Source organism: Glaciimonas sp. OK215 (assembly GCF_057787885.1).
On sequence record NZ_CM173544.1, the window covers coordinates 428225 to 451381 of the forward strand.

Consider the following 23157-nt stretch of genomic DNA (forward strand, 5'->3'; position numbering starts at 1 on the left):
AGAAAGTGTGCATGTGGGTCGTCAACCCGGCCCGATAACAGGAGTGATGAATATGGAAAGCACGTTCAAAAAAGCCTACGAAAAAGAAATCCTGCCTGATGATTCCATCAAGCTGACTTTCAGGGAGGGGCCCGTCGAGGCCCACCAGATATCCCTGTTTACTGCCCTTTTCATGGGGTATCTGTTTATCCTGCTCTGGGTATGGCTGTTGATCGCCGCAGGACTGGTGTGGGTTCTCGGTGAGGCAAGTATGCGCACGGCAGGCGTGATCAGTCTCGTTGCTGTGGCTGGCGGCGTATTGTTGCTGCGGAAAAAAATGGCCGGCAAGAGCAGCTACATCATCCTTAAAAAAGAAGGCATCGTGTTTGGCGGCAAGCAATTGGCCTTTAAAGAGGTCTCAAAGTTTGGCATCACGACCGAAGCGGTAGCCGGGCAACTGTATACCGAAACCGCGTATATTTATGCGCACGCGGGTGGGCGGGAGATCCGCATTACCAGGCACATGAAGCCGGTGCTGGCGCAGGCCCTGCTTGACGAGATCAATTGCGATGCTGCCTTAAGTCCGGCAGTCTCCCATACTCAGGAGAGTACGCAGGCCTGTCAACCCGGACGGTCTGCCGACGTTACTCCGTAGCTACGTACGTGACCGGGTGCCCAATTGACGCCCTGTATCGGGAGTGTCAGAAGCAGGAAGTCCTAGTCGTGTCTATGTTAGCTGCCGGATCGGCAATAGTGGATGAGACATGCAATAGTTTGTAACCTATTGTTGTCACGATAATGTTACATGCTAGCTTGTCGCCATCAAAAGCACTTATAGCCGATTACTTGTGAGTCCAAAATGGTAACCAATAAGACACTATCCTGCATGCTCAGTGCGACGCTTTGCGTAGCATTGCTGCCGCTTGCCGGCTGCGACAAAAACAAAGCACCCGATCAAGCGGCAACGCCGGGCGCAGCATCGGCGTCCGTCAAGTCCGCGTATGTACCGCCCACGGCGGAGCAGTTATATCAGATGGTGGGGCCGATCGCGTTATTTCCTGACAAGTTGGTGGCACAGGTATTGGCAGGGGCGACCTATCCGGATCAAATTACGGCGGCGGATAACTGGCTGGTACAGAACAGGGGTCTGAAGGGGGTGCCGTTGCAAAACGCGGCCAATCAGCAGCTGTGGGACGTCAGCGTAAAAGGTTTGACGATGTTCCCGGATGTGCTGGATCAGATGGCGAAGAACATTCAGTGGACATCGGCTTTAGGCGAGGTCTACGTTAACGATCCGACTGACGTGATGAATGCAATTCAGGTCATGCGGCAGCGCGCCTCCAGTAGCGGAAATCTTAAAACCAACAGACATTTGAGGATAGCGGTAAGGCCGCGTGTCAACCGGGCACCGCCGCCAGAAGATTATGTATTGGAACCGGGTGAACCGCCGGTGTATTCAGGTCCGCAGGTGATCCCTGAACCACCGCAAATGATCGTCATCGAACCGTACGAACCCGACGTTGTCTATGTGCCGACCTATGATCCGGGCGTAGTGTATGGCGATTCAATGCCGGTTTATCCCGGTTATAGCTATGCACCGCCGCGACCGGAGTACGGCACCGGCGAGATGGTCACTAACGGGGCAATTACATTCGGTCTCGGAATCGCGGTAGGTGCCGCGATCAGCAATCACGATTGGGGCTGGAATTCCTGGGGCGTGCATTGGGGCGGCGACCGAGGACGTGACGAAAGAGGGCGTGGTCGTGATGATGGCGGCTGGCACCGGCCTGCGGTCGTGTACAACAATTCGACTTATGTTTCGCGTTCCACCACGATCGTCAATCGGGTGACCAACAACTACAACAATAACAACAGTATCAATACGCGCAATACCACTAATAACAATTTTGCTGCCGGTCGGAATAATGGCGCTCCGACCAATGCTGGTCCGGTTGTGCCTCCCGGTGGCGTGGCGAACGGGAATACTGCAGCGCGGCCAAATTTTGCGCCACAAAACGCACAGACTGCCGGTGTGACGCCGGGTGCAAGACCGGGGGGAGCGCCTGCTGCCGGCCAACCGAACTTCAATAACATGCATCGACCGCACGTCGGCCAGAACGGGGGCGGAGGTACCGCCGGTACCCCGCCGGTCGCTACGCCGCCGAATTTCAACAATATGACCAAGCCCAACTTCAGTCATGTTGCTCCCAGTGCCGGCACTAACCAGCAGCATCCGGGCATTCACCAGACGAATCCGGCCGAGATTGCAAGACTGCATCCGAATCAAGGACAACACCCGGAGAATAATCTTCAAAACAGGCCCTTGGGCGGGGCGCAGCCGCGGCCAGAAACGACCCGGCCGCCGCTGCGTTCCGGTGAACCCGGTTCCGCTCATCCGGAACAGCGTCCACCGATGCAACCGCAAGAACATCGGCAACCGCAGCAGCGCCCACCGATGCAACCGCAAGAGCGCCCGCAACCGCAGCCGCGCCCACCGATGCAACCGCAAGAGCGCCCGCAGCCGCAGCAGCGCCCACCGATGCAACAGCAAGAGCGTCCGCAACTGCAACAGCGCCCACCGGTGCAACCGCAAGAGCGCCCGCAGCCGCAGCAGCGCCCACCGGTGCAACCGCAAGAGCGTCCGCAACCGCAGCCGCACCCACCAGCACAGGCGCCACAAAATCATCCTCAACCACATGATGATGGCGGCGGCCATCCACATCCAGACAAGAAGGACCAAGCCAAGCACGAGTGAGCGGCGTTTGATTGATGAGATTTCCTTGAAGCAGAGGATATACTTGGCGCATGGCTGTGCATAAGCGTATCGCCTATAGGGAACGTGAGGCTAGTGTTCTGAGTTGTTAATTCGTTGAGAAATTAAATATGTCGAAATCGACCCGAGACAAGGCACAAAGCACAGCAAGGCCGAGGCCTTGCGCGCATTTGTGACGCCTGATCCTTATTGGGGGGCGATTCTCGCCATATTTATTCAACGAATTAGTAACTCAGGACACTAGATGCATGTTCAGTAGCCGTCTTTGCATGTGTGCTGGCGTCGGTTGCGGCGCTCGGAGCAAAGGCGCTCACCGCCATGACTGCGGGGCATGCGCGGGCTGACGAGCGGGCAGGTTCCTGGCCGGGACGACATTTTGAAAACAACTTTTTAGCTTACGCGCATCTGCTGCAAAATTATGGATTTCTGGATCAGTTTTACCCATTTCGGTGGCAGCACGGTGATGCTTTCTGCTGCGGCAGTGATTACGGCGTGGCTGATTGCAGGACGCGCTTGGCGTATGGCATTCTGGTGGTGCGGATTGTTAGGCGTTGGCCTGCTGTTGGTGCTGGCGACAAAAATTGCATTTGTTGGTTGGGGTGTCGGCATACGCTCAATCGACTTTACCGGCATTAGCGGTCATTCGATGCGTGCAACGGCGGTCATGCCCGTGTTGCTGTATTTGATCCTGCAAAAAAGGCCGCGCATGGTGTGCGTGGCGGGTGTCTTGCTAGGCCTCATGTTCGGTGTATTGATCGGTATATCACGCTTGATCCTGAACGCACACTCGATGTCGGAAGCCGTGGCCGGATGCATCCTGGGAGGGATGATCAGCCTCGGTTTTATTTTGATTTCCACGAACTCCCCGAAACCGGTGCTGAACCGCTGGTTCATTGCGCTGAGCTTGATGATCGTGCTTGGCGCAGGGTACGCGGAATCGGTGCCGACGCAACGCTTGATCAGAGACGTGGCACTTTACCTTGCGGGGCATGAACGGCCCTATATCCGGGCTACCTGGAAAATGGCGCCAGCATTGCCCAGCACGCCAGTCGACGAGAATTCGTCGAAACAATTTATGTCATTTTAACGAGGCGTCATTATGAATATTCACATCACCGTTGTACCGTTGGTTTCACTGCTTGCCGGCATTCTTATTTTGGTCATGCCCAGGTTATTGAACTTCATTATTGCGATTTACTTGATCGCGATAGGCGTCATAGGACTATTCGGCATGGGCCATTTTCATTTGCACTAAAAGGCGATCCAGTCGCAAACAACGACAGTCTTCGCGGGTTTCGCACCATGCTGCGATTAACCCGCCATCCCCCCCCAATAAATACAGTGCCGGCGGCCAGGTGACGTGCCGGGTCGTGCTGCCTTTCATATTGACTGGTCGAGCAGATGACGCTGGCCGATAGCCTGACCGCGGGCTAGCCGAATCAGCGCTATCCAAACCGTTCTCCGACGCATATGTACTGGTATGTGTCGTTATCTGCAGCTCACGGCGAATTTAATTGCAACAAAATAAAAGGGGGCACAGATATTCTTAAGGGGGAATGTTATGGATGGAACAGCATCAATGCATGTCAGGCACGGTCCGCAGGCGGCGGCGCGGCTGGAGCGCTTGCCGGTAAGCGGTTATCACAAGATGATTTTTTTCATCATCGCACTGGCGTTTTTCTTTGATTCGATCGACCTTGGCATGATGACCTTCGTGCTGGGCTCGATTAAAGCCGAGTTTGGTTTATCCACCCAGGCAGCGGGCGCACTGGCGAGCATGAGTTTTGTCGGCATGGTGTTGGGGGCGGCGGTGTCGGGCATGTTGGCCGACCGTTTTGGCCGCAAACCGGTATTCCAGGTCAGCATGATTATTTGGGGGCTATCCAGCTATTTATGCTCGACGGCGCCGGATGCGACCACGCTTGGACTGTATCGTTTTCTGTTGGGCGTGGGGATGGGGATGGAGTTTCCGGTGGCACAAACCTTGATGTCGGAATTTATCCCGGCCAAGGCACGCGGCAAGTATGTGGCGTTGATGGATGGCTTTTGGCCTTTGGGCTTTATCAGCGCCGGACTGGTTTCCTATTTTGTACTGTCTTCCTACAATTGGCGCAGCGTGTTTGTGGTATTGGCCATACCTGCTTTATTCTTGCTGGTGGTACGTCGCTTCATTCCAGAGTCGCCGCGTTGGCTGGAGCATGCCGGGCGCAATGAAGAAGCCGAAGCCGCCTTGCAAAAATTCGAGAGCAAGGTAAAGAGCAGCCTCAAACTGAAGACCTTACCCGAGCCGGTGTGGTCCTTATCCTTGCCGCAGGCAGCGATTTCAGGTCGCGCCAACTCCTTCATGGCCTTGTGGTCGCCCCAGCACCGGACGCGCACCATCATGATCTGGGGTTTGTGGTTCTTTGCGCTGCTGGGATTTTATGGTTTGACCACATGGTTGGGCGCCTTGTTGCAACAAGGTGGCTTTGCAGTGACCAAATCGGTGATGTACACCGTCTTGATTTCTTTGGGCGGGATTCCCGGCTTCCTGACTGCCGCATGGCTGGTCGAAAAGTGGGGCCGCAAACCGACTTGCATCGTGGCCCTGTTAGGCGGGGCGCTGATGGCCTACCTGTATGGAAAAAGCGCGCTGAACGGGCATGAAAATGCCTTGATAGCGACCGGCTTGTGCATGCAGTTTTTCCTGTTCGGCATGTGGGCCGTGCTATATACCTACACGCCCGAGCTGTATGCCACCGGCGTCCGCGCGACGGGTTCCGGCTTTGCTTCTGCCATTGGCCGCGTCGGCTCGTTGCTGGGCCCGTATATTGTCGGTGTCGTGTTGCCGAGCTGGGGCCAGGGAGGGGTGTTTACGGTCGGCGCGTTGTGCTTTGTTGTTGCCGCCGCATTGGTATTTTTCCTGGGCATTGAAACACGCGGCATGGCGTTGGAGGAGTTGTCTGCCGACTAGAAGAGGGGATACGTTCTTCTTGTGATTGACAGAAAGCGGGAAATTAAAAATTTCCTCTTCGGAATAACCTGGAGGCATTAAAATCGGCCTGAGCGATTGCCGCTTCGCTCAGGCCGCAGAGTCGACCTTTCACTCACAGGGAAACGACATGTCACGCGCTCTTCCACAACTTGTCAGCGTCAAGCTGGAAAAACTCCATTCGACTCAGATTACCGCAGGTAAGGAAGAGGTGGCGATGAAGCTGGCCGCTAGCCAGGACGCACGTTATCTGCCGGGCTGGTCTGGCGTGATCGCAGCTTGACGCATGGCCGCCGCCAATTCCGGGCCGGAAAATCCGCTCAGTGCCGAGCGCGCCGACATCGGCGACCAGCGCGGCCGGAATCGTTGGCAAGACCTGATCGCAGGCCTCTCGATTGCCGGATTGTTGTTGCCGGAGGCGGTTGCCTATTCGAGTATCGGCAACCTGCCGCCGCAAGCCGGTGTGATTGCCTTGTTCGCCGGCTTGCTTTGTTACGGTTTGTTTGGTACCAGTCGCTTTGCCATCGTTTCAGCCACTTCGTCCTCGGCGGCGGTACTGGCCGCAGCTACCGCCTCCATCGCGAATGGCGATAATGGCTTGCGGCTGACACTGGCGATCGGCCTGGTGTTGATCAGCGGCGTGTTCTTTATGCTGGCGGCATTGGCGCGGATGGGCAACGTCACCGATTTCATCGCCAAGCCGGTCCTGCGCGGTTTCTCATTCGGTCTGGCGATTGTGATTATTCTCAAGCAATGCGCCAGTGTCGTCGGCGTCCAACCCGTGCACAGCGATTTAATCCGCTTTGTACCAGAATTATTCGCCCGGATCGCCGTCTGGAACTGGGTCGGGACAGGCGTAGCCGCAGTCGCGCTGGTCTTGTTGTTTGTGTTGGCACGATTCAGGCATGTGCCAGGCGGCCTGATTGTCATCGCATGCGGGGTTGCCGCCGGCAAATGGCTGGACCTGCCGCACTACGGCGTCGGCTTGGTCGGCACGATACATCTGCAATTGGCGGCGCCCACCTTACCTTTGATATCGCATGTCGAATGGTTGCGCCTTGGCGAACTGGGTTTTGCGATGGTGATGATTCTGTATGCCGAGTCGTACGGTTCGATTCGCAGTTTTGCGATGAAGCATGGTGACAGCGTTGCGCCGAATCGCGACCTGCTGGCGCTGGGCGCAGCGAATCTGGTCTCCGGACTGTTTCATGGGATGCCGGTCGGTGCCGGTTATTCTGCCACTTCGGCCAATGAGGCGTGTGGCGCCACCTCGCGCATGGCGGGCTGGGTCGCAGCATTGGTGGTGCTGGCGATCGTGTTGACCTTGCTGCCAAGTATCGCCCTGACGCCGGTGCCGGTGCTGGCGGCGATTGTGATTCACGCGGTTAGCCACACCTTGAATCCGACGCTGTTTCGACCTTACTTTGCCTGGCGTCGTGACCGGCTGGTGGTGATCTGCGCGGTGATCGGCGTATTGCTGTTCGGCGTATTGGACGGCTTGCTGGCGGCGATAGGGATCAGTCTGTTCTTGATGCTGCGGCAGCTTTCGGCATCCTCGATTCTGGTGTTGGGACGCCTCGGACAAGGCCATGACTTTGTGAATCTGGCGGCATATCCTCAAGCGCAAGCAGTGCCGGGCATACTTATCCTGCGCCCGAACGAGCCGATTTTCTTTGCCAACGCGGAGCGCATCCTGAGTCAGGCGCGTCGCGCCATCACGGCAGCCGATGGATCGATTCATAGCGTGATCATCAGCCTGGAAGAGTCGCCGGATCTGGATAGTTCGAGCCTCGAGGCGCTGCATGATTTTTATCGGTTTGTCAGGGCTGACGGCAAGCGGCTTTTATTGGCGCGCCTCAAGAGCCCGGTGTATGGCCTGCTGAAAGGACTTGATCCGGTGATTGTTCCAGCTTCAGCGCTGAACAGTCTCAGCGTCGACGATACGGTGCGTATGGCGCAAGCGGGCGGCGATTTGGTTTAGACGACTTTTCCCCCTAGCCAGAAAGCCGGAGAAACGCAGCTTCGCACCTGTTCAACCGAGGTTTCAAAAAATGCGACGACGATCTGCATTTTCATGCAGGCCGTTGTCGCATTTTTTTACGCCAGGAAAAGACAGCGGCGATTATTTGGTCAGCTGCACACGGATTTCGCCACCGGGATGCGCCGCGCTATGCACGTTCACGTACAGATTGCCGGCCAGGTAGCTGGCATATTGGGCATCGGTCAGGACTGCACCGGTCGGCACCGACCAGGTGTCGTCGGCGCTTTTGCTTAGCGGCACAATCACCGGACCATTCGTGCCGGGCGCACCCTCATGGATGTGCGCTGCCTTACCGTCGACGCCGGTAGTCGTGATTTTGCCGCTGACGGACTTATCGGCTCCCACCACTATCGTTACTATGCCACTAGCCTGTGAATTATTCGGCGGTACTTCATGTGCCCCATCCAGTTTGGCTTGCATGCTGTGGCCCATCATTCCCATTGCGTCGGTTCCCGTCGACGACGCGCAACCGGTTGCCACCAGCGTCGTCAGCAGGACAGAAGCAAACAAATACGGCCGTACGGATTTATGCAGGGTAAACATCGTGATTTTCCTTTTCTCTTATTGATCGATGCGGAAAGCCAGTGTATTCCGTTTTTGATAACACCGCAGCCATTGATAGGGGACGTTGGATAGCCTCAGGAAGGTTAAAAATCGATCTGTTGGCACCAAAATAAACATTTGTACACATGCTTTTTGCTGCAAATGAATGTTGTTTATTGATTGAAAATGAGATATGTTCATGCTCTCCTAATTGACAATAAGAATCATTCCTATTAAATTCCTACTTTCTATTTGAATTGCTTCTTGTGGTTTAGTCAGCCAACCGGGTTTGTAACTTGATCCAGCCAGCCAGCCAATTGCCAACCGTTTTACCTATATTGCCCGATCGCATCGGGCACCCGCTGACTGAACAAGGATGAAGTAATGACCCGACGCCTCACGCCATTGGCAGCCGCTTTGCTGGCAGCCTTTGCTGCGCCAGTTGCCATGCAACAAACCGCTTTTGCGCAAACCTCCCAGATCGAGGCGGCACTGCCCGAAGTCACTGTCAAGAGTGTCGTCGATCATGCCGATTACAACCCGGGAATCAGTACCGTGGGTGGCAAGGTCGCCACCCAGATCCGCGATATACCGCAGTCCGTTAATGTGATTAATCGTGCGGTGCTGGAGGCCCAGGGAGTGGCGTCGCTGCAAGAAGCATTGCGCAACGTGCCCGGTATCACAATAGGTGGCGCGGAAGGCGGGCAGATCGGGAACAACTTCAATTTGCGTGGTTTCAGCGCGCGTACCGACATGTACCTGGACGGCTCGCGTGATCGTGGCCAGTACTATCGCGACACCTACTATCTGGAATCGGTCGAGGTGCTGAAAGGCCCTTCGTCGATGCTGTTTGGACGCGGATCGACTGGCGGGGTGATCAATCAGGTCAGCAAAACGCCATTCCTGGCAGATGCCAACCAGATTACTGCCAGTGCGGATACGAATGGCGGGCTGCGCTCGACTGGCGACTTCAACCGCAAGTTGTCCGACACTTCGGCGTTCCGGGTCGAGCTGATGGGGCAGGACGCAAAGACCACCCGTGACCAGATGAGCAATCAGGATTTCGGTGTGGCGCCGTCACTGCGCTTCGGGATCGGTACGCCGACCGAAGTCACGTTGTCAGCGCTGATCTCGCATAACCATGACATGCCGGATTACGGCCTGCCTCCGGTGAACGGCCATGCTGCACAAGTCTCGCGGAATACCTTTTACGGCCTCAATGATGACCGCACCGTACAGGACGTCGCTATCCTCAGTGCCCGGGTCGAGCACAAGATCAATGCCAACCTGACCTTGCGTAATCAGACCCAATTCAGCGATTACAACACCGATGCGCGTGAGACTGCGCCGAATAACGTCGGCACGCTGAGCGGCGGCAGTTTTACCGCATTGCCGACGGTAGCGGCGGGGAATACGACCGCGTTGCCGCTGAGCCAGTTGTACGTCAAGCTGGCCAGCCACGACCGCAGCATTCACGACCGGACGCTGGACAACCAGACCGATCTGATTGCCAAATTCGAGACCGGCACGCTGAAGCACACGATGATTGCCGGCACTGAAATCAGTCACGATGAATACGACAATACGGGCACCACCCGCAACGGCCTGCCTGTCGTATCGCTGGTTGATCCGGTCTACCAATCGCAGCCTTCGAATGTCACCACCACGCTCGGCAATCGTGCCCGGTCCAGCGCGACTTCGCTGGCCGCGTATCTGAACGACACCATCGAACTGAATAAACAATGGAAACTGGTCGGCGGGCTGCGCCGGGATCGTTTTCAGGCTGAGCTGAACAACAGCATTCCCACCGGTACGCCGCCACTGACGCGCGCCGATCAAACCGTGAGTTTCACCAGCGTCCGCGCCGGTGTGATTTATCAGCCGACCGATGCCCAGTCTTACTATGCGTCGTACGGTACTTCGTTCAACCCGTCGCTGGAACAATTGACGGTGACCGCCGGCTTGCAAAATGTCGTGCCGGAAACCAATAAATCGTATGAAGTCGGTGCCAAATGGGATCTGTTCAATGGCGATCTGTCGCTCACCTCGGCAGTATTCGATATCGAGAAAACCAATGCCCGTTCGCTGGTGACGACCGGCGTTTATCAACTCGATGGCGACGTTCGCGTCACCGGCTTTGAACTCGGCGCCAGCGGCCGCATTACCCCGCAATGGCAAGTCATCGGCGGCTATACCCATCTGAATCCGACCGTGGTGCACGCCTCGGCACTGGACGGCACGCAAGGCAAGACCCTGGCGAATACCCCGCGCGACAATGCGACCTTGTGGAGCACCTACAACCTGAGCAAGACCTGGGAAGTCGGCGGCGGCGCGACCTATATGTCGAACCGTTTTGCCAGCAACACGAATGTGGTCTCGGCCGGCGGTTACACGCGCTGGGATGCCACCGTGGCCTATCATCAAGCCAAGTATGATGTGCGTTTGAATTTGCTCAATCTGACCGACAAGCATTATATCGACGCGCTGATTCCCTCCGACGGCGGGCGCTCGGTACCCGGTCTCGGCCGCACCTTGCTGGCGACCGTAGCTTATCGCTTCTAATGTGAAGGTTGTCCGTCCATGTTATTAGAAATCCCCAAGGTATTGAGCGCCGAACAGCTGCGTCTGGTGCGCGAAAAACTGCATGCCGCGGGCGATGCATGGGTTGACGGCCGTGCTACCGCCGGTCATCAGGGCGCACAGGTCAAGCGCAATCTGCAAATCAACGAGCATGCGCCGATAGCGCTTGAACTGGGTGACTTGATCCTGGCCGAGCTGGAACGTCACCCGCTTTTTATCAGTGCCACGCTGCCTAACCACGTGTACCCGCCGATGTTCAATCTGTATCAGGGCGGCATGGCATTCGGCAGCCATGTGGATGGTGCGATACGACTGGTTCCGGGTACCCGGGCCAAGATGCGTACCGACATCTCGGCCACATTGTTTTTAAGTGAGCCGGACGAGTACGATGGCGGCGAATTGCTGGTGGAGGACACCTACGGCGTGCACACCGTCAAGCTACCCGCCGGCCACATGATCATCTATCCCGCAACCAGTTTGCATCAGGTCAAACCGGTAACACGCGGGACCCGCCTTGCCGCATTCTTCTGGGTCCAGAGCCTGATCCGCGACGATGCGCAACGGACCTTGTTATTTGACCTGGACAGCGCTATTCAACGCCTCAATCAAAGCGCGGCCGATTCTCATGCGCTGGTGCAACTGACTGGCAGTTATCACAATCTGTTGCGGATGTGGACCGATATTTAGTGTCCTGTCGGACTTGGTGCTATTGCGCCGGCATGGTAGTTCCCAGCTTGGCGGCTAACGCCAGCACCCCCAGCAGCAGCACCGCCTCAACCAGCAACACCCGCCTGAACCCTTCCGCAGCAGCCATCTGATCACGATCCAGCCGCGCCAACCAATACCAGCGATTGCGCAGCCCCAGTCCGGCTGCAATCGCCACCGCAGCAAGTTTCGCCAGCAATATCCAGGCATAGTCAGAACCCCAGGGATTGCCGGCATGTCCAAGCGTCCGTGCCACATTAAACAGCCCGCTACCGACCACCACCAGCAGCGCCAGCGTAGCCACTTCCGACAGGCGATGCGCCAAGGCACTGCGTTGCTGCAGCTGCCAGCCGGACCAGTCAGGCGTCAGCAGCACACAGATCCCGACTGATCCGGCCCAGGCCGTTGCTGCCAGCACATGTGCCGTGTGGATCAATATGGAAAAGCTGATGAAGCCCCGATCTGCCGCGTGCCCGGTCGCCGCCCGTGCCAACGCGAATCCGACCAGGCCAACCACGAACCAGCTGTTTCGCGCCGGCAATGCAACGCTGGCAGTCGCCGCCGTCAGCACGATCCAGGCCGCCAGCGCAAGCCAGATCATGGCGCCAAAATGCGACTGCGTGAGTACCAGCCAGAGTGCGGCGGGCAGGTCGGCGATACTGGTTGCGGTCATCGCAACGGTGCCGGCGCACAGATAGGCCGCAAGTCCGATGCCGAGCAGTACGCAAGCCCGGCGGGCAATGCCGGCGAGTCGCCCCGAGGCTGCCGGCGCCGATACCGCCGCGCGCAACACGGCGACGCCGACGGCCGCCGCCAGCGCCAAATTCAGCAACGCCGCACATAACGGTTGCAACCAGTCGGCCACCGGTTCCATCACTTCACCGTGAATTTATAGCTGCCTTGGGTACGGTGACCATCATCTGCTACCGCGACCCATTTCACCTGATATATGCCGGCCGGCAAGGCCGGTAGCGCTACGCGCATGGTTTTGTGGGTGCCGGCGTCGACTTCCGCTTTGGCGCGGTTGACCTGCTTGCCCTGCGCATCGCTGACGGTCAGACTGCAAAACGCCGGTTCAAGTGCCGCATCGTAAGTGATGCGGACTTCCTGCGGCGCATTGACGACCGCACCGGCACCGGGAGTCTGCGTTTCAGGCTGGGCGTGGCCCCAGGCCTGACCGATACTGCCTAAGCAGAGCGCGCCGACGACTGCGTACCGGCGAAAACCGGCACGCATAGCCGAATAACTAAAAGAAGAGTTATGCATGGTAAGGGGCCTTTAAAAAATCGGTTTGCCGATGGATTGCGGGAACATATCATCGAAAAACAGGTGCGTTTGCAGCAGCACGCCGATGCCATGGCCGCTGGCGCCATTCGCCGGGATCTGCGCTTCCAGTCCGATCTGGCCGGTGCGCGACTCCCAAATGACGCCGGGGTTGATGGTGCCGGTGGTACGGCCTGAGCAACTGCCGCTGGTGCAGGTACTCATCGCCAGTTCCACTACCGGGATCAGGTTTGAGAATGGTTTTGGCAAACCGATGTCTTTGACGAAGGATTGCAAGTACGGCAGGCTGTATTGCAGCGTCATCCCCCAGTTCAGGGCATGCGAAACACTGCTGTCGCTGGCGTATTGCTGGCCCATGGTAGCGGTGATGGCGAATGGCTTGAGCCAGCGCAATGCATCCGGGAGGTCGCCAAAGCCTTTGCCTGCGTACACCGTCGGTGTGTAGGTCGAATAACTGTTGCCGATGGCCTTGCTGCCGCTGCCGCCGATGTCGCCATCGACGCCGACCGACAGCATGAATTCGTGTACAGGATTTACGTACACCAGATACTTGATGCCAAGTCCGAGATTGTCGAAGCCCTTGACAGTGGGATTGCCGCCGACGCGCTGGGTGGTGTAGTTGCCGCCGACGCTGAACGCCAGGTTCGGCGTGATGGTTTTGGCATAGTTGGCCGACCAGGTATTCACGCCGGCAATGTCGCCGTCGTCGTTGGACGTCCGGATGTGGCCGAACTGAAAATCGAGTTCGTCGCCGACGCCAGGGTCGTCGACTGCCATGGTGGCCGGGAAGATACGGTCGCCTGCTATGGCATGGGCATGGCTAAAGGGCGTCAGGCTTGCCATGGCAAGTCCGAACGCCGCACGTGTGAGTGCGTTTCGCATGATGTCTGATTCCATCGAGAAAGAGTGATGCAGCATTTGCTGCGAGTGCCGCGGAGCGCGGCAACATGTCAGGATCCGGAGTGGTTTCAGGTCAGCGGCGGCGGCTGTGGGCGACTGGCGGCGGCGACGGTATACGGACGGAAAGCGGCACCGATGGCGGCCAGGTAAGCATGGTGGGTGATCGTTGCGGCGTCGATTTGCAGCAGCGTGTTCAGCAGAAAAGGGCTATGCGCAAACAGCTTGCAGTAGCCACAGGCCTCCTGGCTATCGTGCTGCGGCATGTGCTGAGCCGCATGATCCGGATCGATAGCCGTCGATGCATCGGCGCTGTCCGCAACGTTTTCTGCGGCTATGGCGTCATGGACGGCGCAGTGTGGCGTCGCCTCGATAAGCGCGGCCAGGTTGACTTGATGGCCGCTGTGAAACTGGTTGGCCAGCAGAGTTTGCGAGACCATAGGCGCGAACGCAGTCATCAGGATAGCCAGTATCCCGACCCATGCGCCGTATCGAATTCGCCGTAAGCCCTGCATGCTGATTTATCTGCCTAGTTATGATGAGACGGCGCCATTATCCTCCATATAGCGCCCCGCCCGCCAGCAATAATCGTAGGCAAACGATCGCCTACAGCGCCGACACCGGTTCCAGATAGTTTGCGCGAATCAACGCCACATCAATCTCCAGCACGCGCTCCAGATAATGCCGCATGCCGCCATAATTTTCATCGATGACTTGTTGCGCCGCGTCGAGATAAGCCGGTTCTACCAGCAGCAGCGGTGCCATCACTGCGCCTGACAAGCCAAACTTTTCAACCTGGGCCAGTACCTGTGTATTGCCGACGGCGTTATTGCGATTGGATTCCAGGTAATCGGCGATGATGGCGTTGCGCTCGATACCCAGTGCCGACAGTAACAGGAGACTGGCGAAACCGGTTCGGTCCTTGCCTGCGGTGCAGTGGTACAGGATGTTGCAGTTTTGTTCGGCGAGTTGCAGAAAGCGCTTGTACTGGGCCTGATACCGTAGCGGGAAGTCGTGGTAGAACGCGATCATAAATTCGCGGCTGTCTTCCGCTGTGCCATTTTGCAGCATGCGCATCACGGTCGACTGCGACAGATTGCCGACCGTTACCGGATCTGCGATCCAGTTGAACACCTCTGCGAACGGGTATTCGGCATCCTGTTTTTCGCCATCGGTGCGGAAGTCGATCACCACATCGAAATTAAAACGCTGCAGCTGTGCAATATCGGTCGGCGTGGCGAGCCCCGGATTGGCGCTGCGCAGCAGGCGCCCGGTCTGAATCCGTCGGCCATCCGGCGTGGTCTTGCCACCGAGATCACGGATATTTTGAACCTGTTGGAACAGGGATTGCAGGTCGTGCGACGGGATCGTCATTCTTGCCGGCGATAAGTGTTCTCTCTGGTCGGTGCAGCGCTGAAATCACTGCCTATTGCGTACAGAGAAATCACAATCCGGCCGGACTCAGTAGTTCTGGTCAGAATAAGCTTGCTGACGGCAACATCATCCAGCACACATTTGTTGCGCCGGTCGACGCGTAACTCCACAACCGAGTCGCTGGCCGCCACCACCGTATGATTGACGCGCTTGCAGGTGATCGCGTTGATTATCTTGCTGGCGATGGATAGCGTTGCAGCTGTTGCGGACTCTGTGATTGGCGCGTCTGCGGTCGGACTTTCCACCCATTTCCCCTGAGTCCATTCCGGCATCGAGAAGCCTGACAGGGAGATCGATGACACCGGCGTGGCTAGCAGGCTCGGGAACACATCGCGCGCCATTTCGCGCGACAGGCTGAGCTTCAGGTGCGGGCTTTTCATCACTTTGTGTACGGTGGTGGTGCTGACGGCGTTGCCGTCCAGACTGATCGTTAATTCTTGGTGCAAGGCATTGCGTGTCACATCTGCCATACGCCGCTGTGCGGCTGGCGTGAGTTTTACGCTGAGTACCACAAACTCGGAATCGGCTTGCGCCTGGTCCTTGATGTTGAGGTTGATTTCTGCAAAGTCGCGTTCCGACGAAAAATTGATTTCGGCGGCCTGGGCGGTCATCGCGAAGAAAGCCCCAAGCGATAGCGCCAATAGCTTCAATCGTGCAGACATCATGTTCTCCAAATAGCGCCTCTATTACACCCATCTTTACAATTTTTCGATCATTACACAAGGCCTGAGGACATATTGTCTGAATGGCTCCCCGGCTGACATGGTTGCGTTGTGCGGGTAAAGATGCCGTACTGGCAAGAAAACTTCACGCCAGCAACATTTCGGTTCCGCCCGATGTTTGCTTGCCGGGCCTGAGGTAGCAATTTTGAATGGCACCATGGCAGTTATTTGTCCTACAATGCGATGAGACGTTATCTATATATAAAGATAGGATGGCTCATATGGCGCTACAGGAAATTTCAACATCTGCAGATCAAAAGAATGCAACTGCAGCAGATACCCGCAAGCGCGTTTTTGCGATTGTCGGCGCCTCGTCGGGCAATCTGGTCGAGTGGTTCGATTTTTATGTCTATTCTTTTTGCGCCATTTATTTCGCGCCGGCATTTTTCCCCAGCGGCAATCCCACCACGCAATTGTTGAATACTGCAGGCGTGTTTGCGGCGGGTTTTCTGATGCGTCCTATCGGCGGCTGGGTGTTCGGCCGCCTCGCTGACAAGCGTGGCCGCAAGACCGCGTTGATGACGTCGGTGCTGATGATGTGCACCGGTTCATTGCTGATCGCCTTCCTGCCAACCTATGCCGCCATCGGCGCAGCGGCACCGGCATTACTGCTGTTCGCGCGCTTGTTGCAAGGTCTGTCGGTTGGCGGTGAATACGGTACCAGCGCGACCTATATGAGTGAAGTTGCGCTCAAGGGACGACGCGGTTTCTTTGCTTCGTTCCAGTATGTGACGCTGATTGGCGGTCAGTTGCTGGCGGTGCTGGTGCTGGTGATTCTGCAGCAGTTGCTGAGCACTGAACAGCTGAAAGACTGGGGCTGGCGTGTGCCATTCGTACTGGGGGCATGTGCCGCCGTGGTGGCGCTGTACTTGCGTCGATCGCTGAATGAAACGTCGACCACAGATTCGCGCAAGAACAAGGATGCGGGCACCATCGCTGGCTTGATGAAGCACAAGCGCGCGTTCATGACGGTAATTGGTTTCACCGCCGGCGGCTCGTTGATTTTCTATACCTTCACCACGTATATGCAAAAGTATCTGGTCAACACCGCGGGCATGAACGCCAAAACGGCGAGTGCGGTAATGACGGTCGCGCTGCTTGTTTATATGCTGATACAACCGTTGTTCGGTGCGTTGTCAGACCGGATCGGCCGGCGCACGTCGATGATCTGGTTTGGCGCGCTGGCGACACTTTGCACGGTACCGATTCTGCATGCGCTCGCTGATGTCACCAACCCCTATGCGGCATTCGGACTGGTGCTGCTGGCGTTGGCGGTAATCAGTCTGTACACCTCGATCAGCGGCTTGATCAAGGCCGAGATGTTTCCCCCGGAAGTGCGGGCACTGGGTGTCGGTTTGTCGTACGCACTGGGGAACGCGATCTTCGGCGGTTCGGCTGAATTCGTTGCACTGAAACTGAAATCGATAGGCATGGAATCGACTTTTTACTGGTACGTCACAGCACTGTGCGCGATTGCGTTGCTGGTCGCGATTCGCATGCGCGATCCAAGTAAAGAAGGGTATTTGCGCCACGAGCCGTGAGTGGCTGGTGTGACTTGCAGCGAGTAGCACTGCGTACCAACCATAGGGGTGTTTTCTTCAATACGCTTGGCAATATCGTCATATACCATCGGGTTTTTGATATTTCCGGACGGTATTTTATGAGCGTTTTGCTTTCCATGGCAGCCTTTGCGCTGGCATCCTCGATCTCTCCCGGGCCTGTCAACATAGTCGCGCTGAGCGCCGGTGCGCAGTACGGGTTCAGTGCCAGCATGCGCCACGTTACGGGCGCAACTGTTGGCTTCACGTTGTTGCTATTGTTGACCGGTTTTGGATTACACGAACTGTTGCGTCACTGGCCGCATTTGACTAAAACAATCCGCTGGGCCGGGGTGGCGTTCCTGTTTTTCATGGCCTACAAACTGGGCACCGACGACGGGCGGCTAAAAATGGGCAATACAACAAACGGGCCCTCATTCATCTACGGCGCAGCGATGCAATGGCTCAATCCGAAAGCATGGCTGGCATCGCTGGCGGGCATGGGAGCCTATGCGGCCAGTGGCGATGGTACGGGGGTCTGGCAATTCACAGCCGTCTACTTTGTGATCTGCTATGGATCGATCGCCTGCTGGGCTTATGCTGGAACGTTTCTGCGTCAATACTTTCAGGACGCCAGGCATGTCCGGCTGTTTAATCGTCTGATGGCCGGGTTGCTCATAGCCAGCGCCGTGTATCTGCTTGTAACTTAATCCGTCAGTACAGCTCAGCTTCCACCTAACCGCGACCCCGATATTGGCCAGGAGTAGCCGCCAGGAACTGTTTAAATGCACGCTGAAAGTGCGCCTGGTCTGCGAATCCGGCATCGAGGGCTACGTCGGCGATCGTGCGACCCCGCCTGAGCTGTTCCCGGCTGTATTGGATGCGGCGATTGATCAGGTAGGTGTGCGGCGTCATACCGTAGTGTTTGTTGAACGAGCGGATCAGATATGACGCTGAAAGGTCGGCCGCGGCGCAGATTTCATCCAGCTTCAGCGAGCGCGTGAAGTTCTCGCTGATGAACTCGGCTGCGCGTATCAGCTTGTGGTTTGCGTCTCTTGTCAGGGAAGGCACAGGGTCGAGCAGCTGTTGCGCCGCCGCAAAGAAGGTGATGGCCGCACTGTGCTTTTGCAGATGCTCGGCATGCTCGTCAGTCAATATGCCGTATAGACGATTCAGCCCCGCAAAAAGCACAGGTTCGGCGGTCGCGGTCGTTGAGAACGCTCTGAGTTCCAGGTTGGGGTTAAAGCCAAGCTCATGCTGAAGATTCGTCAGCCAAGGCACGTCGACATACAGCATGCGATACGACCACGGCTGATCGCCGACAGGATTGCAGGCGTGGACATCCTCCGGGTTCATGACGACCACCGAACCCGCACCGATGCGTTCCTGAACCTTCCCGTTGAGGTAGGTACTGCGTCCGCCCATGACTGCACCGATTGAGAAGGTTTCGTGCGAGTGTCTGGCATAGCAGACGCGACGACCGTCCCGGGTTGAGCGCGCCTCGACAAACGGAAGCGTTTCGTCACGCCAGAATGTCGGCACGGGAATATCTTTTAATGGAGAGAACGCCATTTTTCTCCGTCATATGCAGATTCGAAATTTGTCGCGCGCGTTTCAGCTTGCCCGGCTAGCTCTTCTTGCTTCCAAACAGCAGGAGCGCGCCGCCAATCGCTATCGCCCCCACGCCAGCCCAGACTGGAATGTTGACCGTCTGCTCTTCCTTTATCGACAGCTTGATCGGTCCCAGCGAGGCCTCATGGGTCTCCTTGGTATAGCTGAAGCTGCCATATGCCAGGCCCAAGGTGCCGGCTACGATCAGTACGATTCCCACAATCCTGACTGCGTTCATTTGGTCTGATCCTATTCAAGAGACTCGTACTTAGATACTCACAGCGGACAGCTTGCCAAGAAACGGCTATCAAAGCAAGAACAACCAATGGAAGAACGCATGGCCTTTGCCCGCCCAACCCGCGCTTTCAGGATCGACTAAATATGCGTTTTTCTTTGCCCGTGCGTAATGTTTCGACATGAAAATATGCTAGTGTGCTCGGCTGCTCGTCTGGACGGATCAAAGCGGCCAGCCGAGCGGAAATAAAAAATATATTTCGACTGGCACAGGGAGGCCGCAGCAATGAAAAGCGCAAGAAAACTGGAAGACAAAAATATTCTGCAAAAACGGCGCATGCTATTAACCGGCGGGATAGCGGCGGGGCTTGCCGCTGCAGCCATGCCTTCACGGACGCTGGCCAAAGAAGCCACAGCCGCCGGCTTGACACTGGACCGCGCCAAATGGGGAGCGCGCAACCATCAGCAATTGCAGGCGCTGCTGGCGCGCAATGGCAACGCCAGCATCGGCTACAACCCCAAGCGCCGTCCTTACGCCGTCTTCGACTGGGACAACACCAGCATCATGAACGATACCGAAGAGGCATTGTTCATGTACCAGATCAATACCCTGTCGTTCAAGCTGACTCCCAAGGAGCTCGCCGCCATCATTCGCCAGAATGTCCCGGCCGGACCGTTTGCCGCCGACTACAAAAACGCTGCCGGCAAGATCGTCGACCTGGAAGCCATTTGCAGCGATATCGATGACGACTATCAATATTTGTATGAGAACTGCGAGAAACTGAAGGGCGGCAAGAAGCTGGAAGAGATTCACGAGACTACGCAGTTTCTGGATTTCCGCGCCAAGCTGTATTACCTCTACGAAGCCGTCAACGAAACCTATGGCGTGAATGTCGGCTATCCATGGGTCATTTATTTCTTCACCAACATGTCGGTCGAGGAAGTGCAAAAATTGGCCGAGGCGTCGAACGACCGGAATCTGGGTCTGGGACTGAGCAAAACCAAGTACACCAGCCCATCGACGCTGCCCGGCAAGGCGGGCGTCGTCAGCGTGACGCATTTTCACGGCATTCGCCTGTGCACCGAGATTGCGACATTGATGGACGCATTCCAGCAAAGCGGGATCGATGTGTATATCAGTTCGGCGTCATTGGAAGAGGTGGTGGCGGTGTTTGCGACGACGCCCAAATACGGCTACAACGTCAAGCGCGAGCATGTCATCGGCCTGCGCCTGGAAAACGCCAACGGCGTGTTCGTCAACCAATACAAAGCCGGCTGGCCGCTCAACTGGGGACCGGGAAAATCACAGGTCATCAAAAGCGAACTGGTGGCGCGCAAGGGTTACGGGCCGATCTTCGTGGCCGGTGACAGCGATGGCGACTACGACATGCTGCGCGATTTTCCGGATACCCAGTTGGGCATGATCGTGAATCGTCTGAAAAAGGGCAAGATTGGCGATCTGTCCAAGCTGGCGGCGGATCAAATCCCGACCAGGACGCCACGTTTCCTGCTGCAAGGCCGGAATGAGCTGACCGGTAACTGGATGCCGTCCGAGGCCAGCATCAAGTTCGGCAAATCGAGTGAAACGCTACTCGGTTGAAGCCGGCCTGAGCAACTTCGTCTGCTAATTTGCAAACTGGCCGATGTTGGCCGGAGGCAAAGCGGGTTTTTCACACACGATTCATTGTTTCAAATTGACTCGGCCGTTGCCACGGCGCGGCCGAAGCAAGCTATTTCATCACCATTCCAATAAGAGTCAGATAGGCAATTTATGAAAAAAATACTCAAAGTCATTCTTGTGTTGTGTTCCATGGTCGTGACATGTGCGTTCGCCAAGGACGATGACAATGCAAAAAAAATCACCGTCGGCCTGATATCAACCACCACGGTTGAAGATACGCAAAAACGCTGGCAGCCGGTCATCGATGATTTTGCAAAATACACAAAGGCCGAAGTCCGTACGGTAGTGTCCACCAATTACAGCGATATCGTGGCCGGCCTGAAATCCAACACCATCCAGGTCGCCTGGTTAGGCGGCAAGAGCGCTCTGGAAGCGGTGGAAGACAAGCAAACGACGATTTTTGCCCAGATGGTGAAAAAAGACGGTTCGTATGGCTACAAGTCGGTGCTGATCACTGCGGCCAAGAGTCCGGTCAAATCGTTTGAAGACCTTTTGGCGAACAAGGGCGTCTACAGTTTCTACGACGGCGACAAGAATTCGACCTCCGGCTATCTGGTGCCTGCCTACTATGCATTCTCCAAAAACAAGGTAGAGCCTGAAAAACTGTTCAAGAAAGTCACGGTCGGCAATCACAAAAAGAATCTGCAGGCAGTGATCGACGGCCAGGCCGACGTGGCGACCTACAATACCGAAGAACTGGATCGACTGAAAAAGGAAGCGCCTGAGCAATTCAGCAAAGTGCGGGTCATCTGGACCTCGCCCCTGATCGGCAACGATCCGCTGCTGTACCGCAAGGATTTACCGGGTGCGACCAAGGCCCGGATCGAAGAATTCTTTGTCACCTATGGCAAACCGAAAAATCCAGCCAGTCAACCCGACGTGCTGGAAAAGATCCTCGACCTGTCCGGTTTTCGGCATTCCACTGACGCCCAGTTGAAACCGATCGCCGACCTCACCATGTTCAGTCAGTTGCGCAGCAATATGTACGACGCCAATTTGACCGCCAAGCAAAAGCAAAAGGCTTTCGACGATATTACCGCCCGTTTCGGGAAGCTCAGCGCGACCCTGGAAATGGCACGCGTGCGCTAACAGGAAGTTGGAAAACCATTGCGCGAGCCGAAGGTGCAGGCTCGTGCAAGCGTCCGGAAAACACAGACAATGCTGCCGAGGCGTGTTAGCAAGACATCGCGTACATTTCCTTCAGCACGCAGAATTCACGCATAAATCACATGGCTGGTTGCAGCGCAAAATACCTGTTGGCACGCGGTCAACTGGGAGATTTTGCTATCCACGTCTGAAAATAATTTTCGCGAAGGCTTGATTTTTATCGAAAGTCATATGATGATATGTTCACTTTGCGACAAAAATATTAGATAAAAGAGACATCATGTTCAAAAAGCTGGCCGCCAATCGTGCATCGCTGAGCGACACCGTTGCGCAGGAACTACTCAGAAAGATCGAAAGCGGGGAATACGGTCCCGGTGCAAAGCTGCCGACCGAGCCGGTGTTGTCCGAGGAATATGGCGTCAGCCGCACCGTGGTACGGGAAGCGATTTCGCGCCTGAAGAATGAAGGCGCGGTCGAGCCGCGCCAGGGCAGCGGCGTGTACGTCAGCGAGCAGGGCCATCTGCGGCCGCTGCGCATTCAGTTTGACGCAGCATCGGCGGCCGATGCCGTGCTGCAGATCGTCGAGTTGCGGCGCGCGATTGAAGCCGAGGTGGCGGCACTGGCAGCGATGCGCCGTACGCCGCGCCAGTTAAAAGCGATCGAAACCGCATTGCGCGGGATCGAAGCCGACGTGGTCGCCGGCGGCGATGGCGTCAAGGCGGACGTCCTGTTCCACCGCAGCATCGCCGCAGCCACAGGCAACCCGTTCCTGTTGCAAACGCTGGCGTTCCTGAATCAATACCTGGAAGCCGCCACCGCAGTTACCCGCACCAACGAAGCGCGGCGCGACGATTTTATGCGCCAGGTGTATGAGGAACATGCGGCGATCGCTGCGGCAATCTCGGCCGGCGATGCGCTCAGCGCGCGGAATGCGGCGCAGACGCACATGTTCAATGCGGCACGCCGCCTGTCGCAGGGCACGGCCGCAGCTGTATCCGTCAAGAAAAGCGGCGCCAGGAGCGCGCCCAAACAACCCAAATAAATTATCAAAACAGGA

Annotated in this window: 23 protein-coding genes; 14 read left to right on the top strand and 9 right to left on the bottom strand. The window is 56.6% G+C overall.

Annotated features, from left to right (window positions below; genetic code table 11):
• Positions 1-52 precede the first annotated feature (52 nt).
• From AC3CHX_RS01980 to AC3CHX_RS02010, 7 genes are all read left to right on the top strand, one after another.
• Positions 53-634 carry a hypothetical protein gene (locus tag AC3CHX_RS01980; protein ID WP_488642437.1) on the top strand — a complete coding sequence of 194 codons (582 nt, stop codon included), beginning with the start codon at positions 53-55 and terminating at the stop codon, positions 632-634.
• 204 nt (positions 635-838) lie between these two features.
• Positions 839-2734, top strand: coding sequence for a DUF3300 domain-containing protein (locus AC3CHX_RS01985; protein WP_488642438.1), 1896 nt, complete (start codon positions 839-841; stop codon positions 2732-2734).
• A 436-nt stretch (positions 2735-3170) separates the two neighbouring features.
• Positions 3171-3839: a phosphatase PAP2 family protein gene (locus AC3CHX_RS01990; protein WP_488642439.1), complete on the top strand. Its 669-nt coding sequence runs from the start codon at positions 3171-3173 to the stop codon at positions 3837-3839.
• 12 nt (positions 3840-3851) lie between these two features.
• Positions 3852-4007 carry a DUF3096 domain-containing protein gene (locus AC3CHX_RS01995; RefSeq protein WP_488642440.1) on the top strand — a complete coding sequence of 52 codons (156 nt, stop codon included), beginning with the start codon at positions 3852-3854 and terminating at the stop codon, positions 4005-4007.
• Between the two features lie 306 nt (positions 4008-4313).
• Positions 4314-5705: an MFS transporter gene (locus AC3CHX_RS02000; protein WP_488642441.1), complete on the top strand. Its 1392-nt coding sequence runs from the start codon at positions 4314-4316 to the stop codon at positions 5703-5705.
• Between the two features lie 148 nt (positions 5706-5853).
• Complete coding sequence (locus AC3CHX_RS02005; protein WP_488642442.1) at positions 5854-6006, top strand: hypothetical protein; 153 nt, start codon at positions 5854-5856, stop codon at positions 6004-6006.
• A gap of 3 nt (positions 6007-6009) precedes the next feature.
• Positions 6010-7704, top strand: coding sequence for a SulP family inorganic anion transporter (locus AC3CHX_RS02010; protein ID WP_488642443.1), 1695 nt, complete (start codon positions 6010-6012; stop codon positions 7702-7704).
• Positions 7705-7845: 141 nt separating this feature from the next.
• Here AC3CHX_RS02010 and AC3CHX_RS02015 read toward each other — a convergent pair whose 3' ends face one another.
• Positions 7846-8307, bottom strand: coding sequence for a CHRD domain-containing protein (locus AC3CHX_RS02015; protein WP_488642444.1), 462 nt, complete (start codon positions 8305-8307; stop codon positions 7846-7848).
• Between the two features lie 384 nt (positions 8308-8691).
• Here AC3CHX_RS02015 and AC3CHX_RS02020 point away from each other — a divergent pair, with 384 nt between their 5' ends.
• Positions 8692-10869 (top strand): TonB-dependent receptor, encoded by a 2178-nt coding sequence (locus AC3CHX_RS02020; protein WP_488642445.1) that lies wholly within the window; start codon positions 8692-8694, stop codon positions 10867-10869.
• Between the two features lie 18 nt (positions 10870-10887).
• Positions 10888-11574, top strand: a complete 687-nt coding sequence (locus AC3CHX_RS02025) for a Fe2+-dependent dioxygenase (protein WP_488642446.1) — start codon at positions 10888-10890, stop codon at positions 11572-11574.
• A gap of 19 nt (positions 11575-11593) precedes the next feature.
• Here the strand turns inward: AC3CHX_RS02025 and AC3CHX_RS02030 are convergent, their stop codons facing one another.
• From AC3CHX_RS02030 to AC3CHX_RS02055, 6 genes are all read right to left on the bottom strand, one after another.
• Complete coding sequence (locus AC3CHX_RS02030; RefSeq protein WP_488642447.1) at positions 11594-12466, bottom strand: CopD family protein; 873 nt, start codon at positions 12464-12466, stop codon at positions 11594-11596.
• Complete coding sequence (locus tag AC3CHX_RS02035) at positions 12466-12858, bottom strand: copper resistance CopC family protein (protein ID WP_488642448.1); 393 nt, start codon at positions 12856-12858, stop codon at positions 12466-12468. Before AC3CHX_RS02035 ends, AC3CHX_RS02030 begins: the two co-directional genes overlap by 1 nt.
• Before the next feature lie 12 nt (positions 12859-12870).
• Positions 12871-13758: a hypothetical protein gene (locus AC3CHX_RS02040; RefSeq protein WP_488642449.1), complete on the bottom strand. Its 888-nt coding sequence runs from the start codon at positions 13756-13758 to the stop codon at positions 12871-12873.
• Positions 13759-13844: 86 nt separating this feature from the next.
• The gene (locus AC3CHX_RS02045; protein WP_488642450.1) at positions 13845-14288 is read right to left on the bottom strand and encodes a DUF2946 domain-containing protein; all 444 of its coding nucleotides are present in this window, start codon (positions 14286-14288) and stop codon (positions 13845-13847) included.
• Positions 14289-14379: 91 nt separating this feature from the next.
• Complete coding sequence (locus AC3CHX_RS02050) at positions 14380-15147, bottom strand: tyrosine-protein phosphatase (RefSeq protein WP_488642451.1); 768 nt, start codon at positions 15145-15147, stop codon at positions 14380-14382.
• Positions 15144-15872: a hypothetical protein gene (locus AC3CHX_RS02055; protein WP_488642452.1), complete on the bottom strand. Its 729-nt coding sequence runs from the start codon at positions 15870-15872 to the stop codon at positions 15144-15146. The genes AC3CHX_RS02050 and AC3CHX_RS02055 overlap by 4 nt, the downstream gene beginning before the upstream one ends.
• A 278-nt stretch (positions 15873-16150) precedes the next feature.
• On the opposite strand from AC3CHX_RS02055, the gene AC3CHX_RS02060 reads away from it, so the two are divergent.
• Both AC3CHX_RS02060 and AC3CHX_RS02065 read left to right on the top strand, forming a co-directional pair.
• Positions 16151-17470 carry an MFS family transporter gene (locus AC3CHX_RS02060; protein WP_488642453.1) on the top strand — a complete coding sequence of 440 codons (1320 nt, stop codon included), beginning with the start codon at positions 16151-16153 and terminating at the stop codon, positions 17468-17470.
• A gap of 119 nt (positions 17471-17589) precedes the next feature.
• A complete protein-coding gene (locus AC3CHX_RS02065; RefSeq protein ID WP_488642454.1) occupies positions 17590-18177 on the top strand; it encodes a LysE family translocator in 588 nt (195 codons plus the stop codon).
• A gap of 25 nt (positions 18178-18202) precedes the next feature.
• On the opposite strand, the gene AC3CHX_RS02070 is transcribed toward AC3CHX_RS02065, so the two are convergent.
• Together AC3CHX_RS02070 and AC3CHX_RS02075 are read right to left on the bottom strand one after the other, a co-directional pair.
• Positions 18203-19039: an AraC family transcriptional regulator gene (locus AC3CHX_RS02070; RefSeq protein WP_488642455.1), complete on the bottom strand. Its 837-nt coding sequence runs from the start codon at positions 19037-19039 to the stop codon at positions 18203-18205.
• Positions 19040-19094: 55 nt separating this feature from the next.
• Positions 19095-19316: a hypothetical protein gene (locus AC3CHX_RS02075; protein ID WP_488642456.1), complete on the bottom strand. Its 222-nt coding sequence runs from the start codon at positions 19314-19316 to the stop codon at positions 19095-19097.
• Positions 19317-19598: 282 nt separating this feature from the next.
• Between AC3CHX_RS02075 and AC3CHX_RS02080 the strand changes: the two genes are divergently transcribed.
• The 3 genes from AC3CHX_RS02080 to AC3CHX_RS02090 all read left to right on the top strand — a co-directional run bounded on the left by AC3CHX_RS02080 (position 19599) and on the right by AC3CHX_RS02090 (position 23142).
• Positions 19599-20912 carry a haloacid dehalogenase-like hydrolase gene (locus AC3CHX_RS02080; RefSeq protein WP_488642457.1) on the top strand — a complete coding sequence of 438 codons (1314 nt, stop codon included), beginning with the start codon at positions 19599-19601 and terminating at the stop codon, positions 20910-20912.
• Between the two features lie 171 nt (positions 20913-21083).
• Positions 21084-22082 (top strand): phosphate/phosphite/phosphonate ABC transporter substrate-binding protein, encoded by a 999-nt coding sequence (gene phnD, locus AC3CHX_RS02085; RefSeq protein ID WP_488642458.1) that lies wholly within the window; start codon positions 21084-21086, stop codon positions 22080-22082.
• A 298-nt stretch (positions 22083-22380) separates the two neighbouring features.
• Positions 22381-23142: a FadR/GntR family transcriptional regulator gene (locus tag AC3CHX_RS02090; RefSeq protein WP_488642459.1), complete on the top strand. Its 762-nt coding sequence runs from the start codon at positions 22381-22383 to the stop codon at positions 23140-23142.
• Positions 23143-23157: the final 15 nt, after the last annotated feature.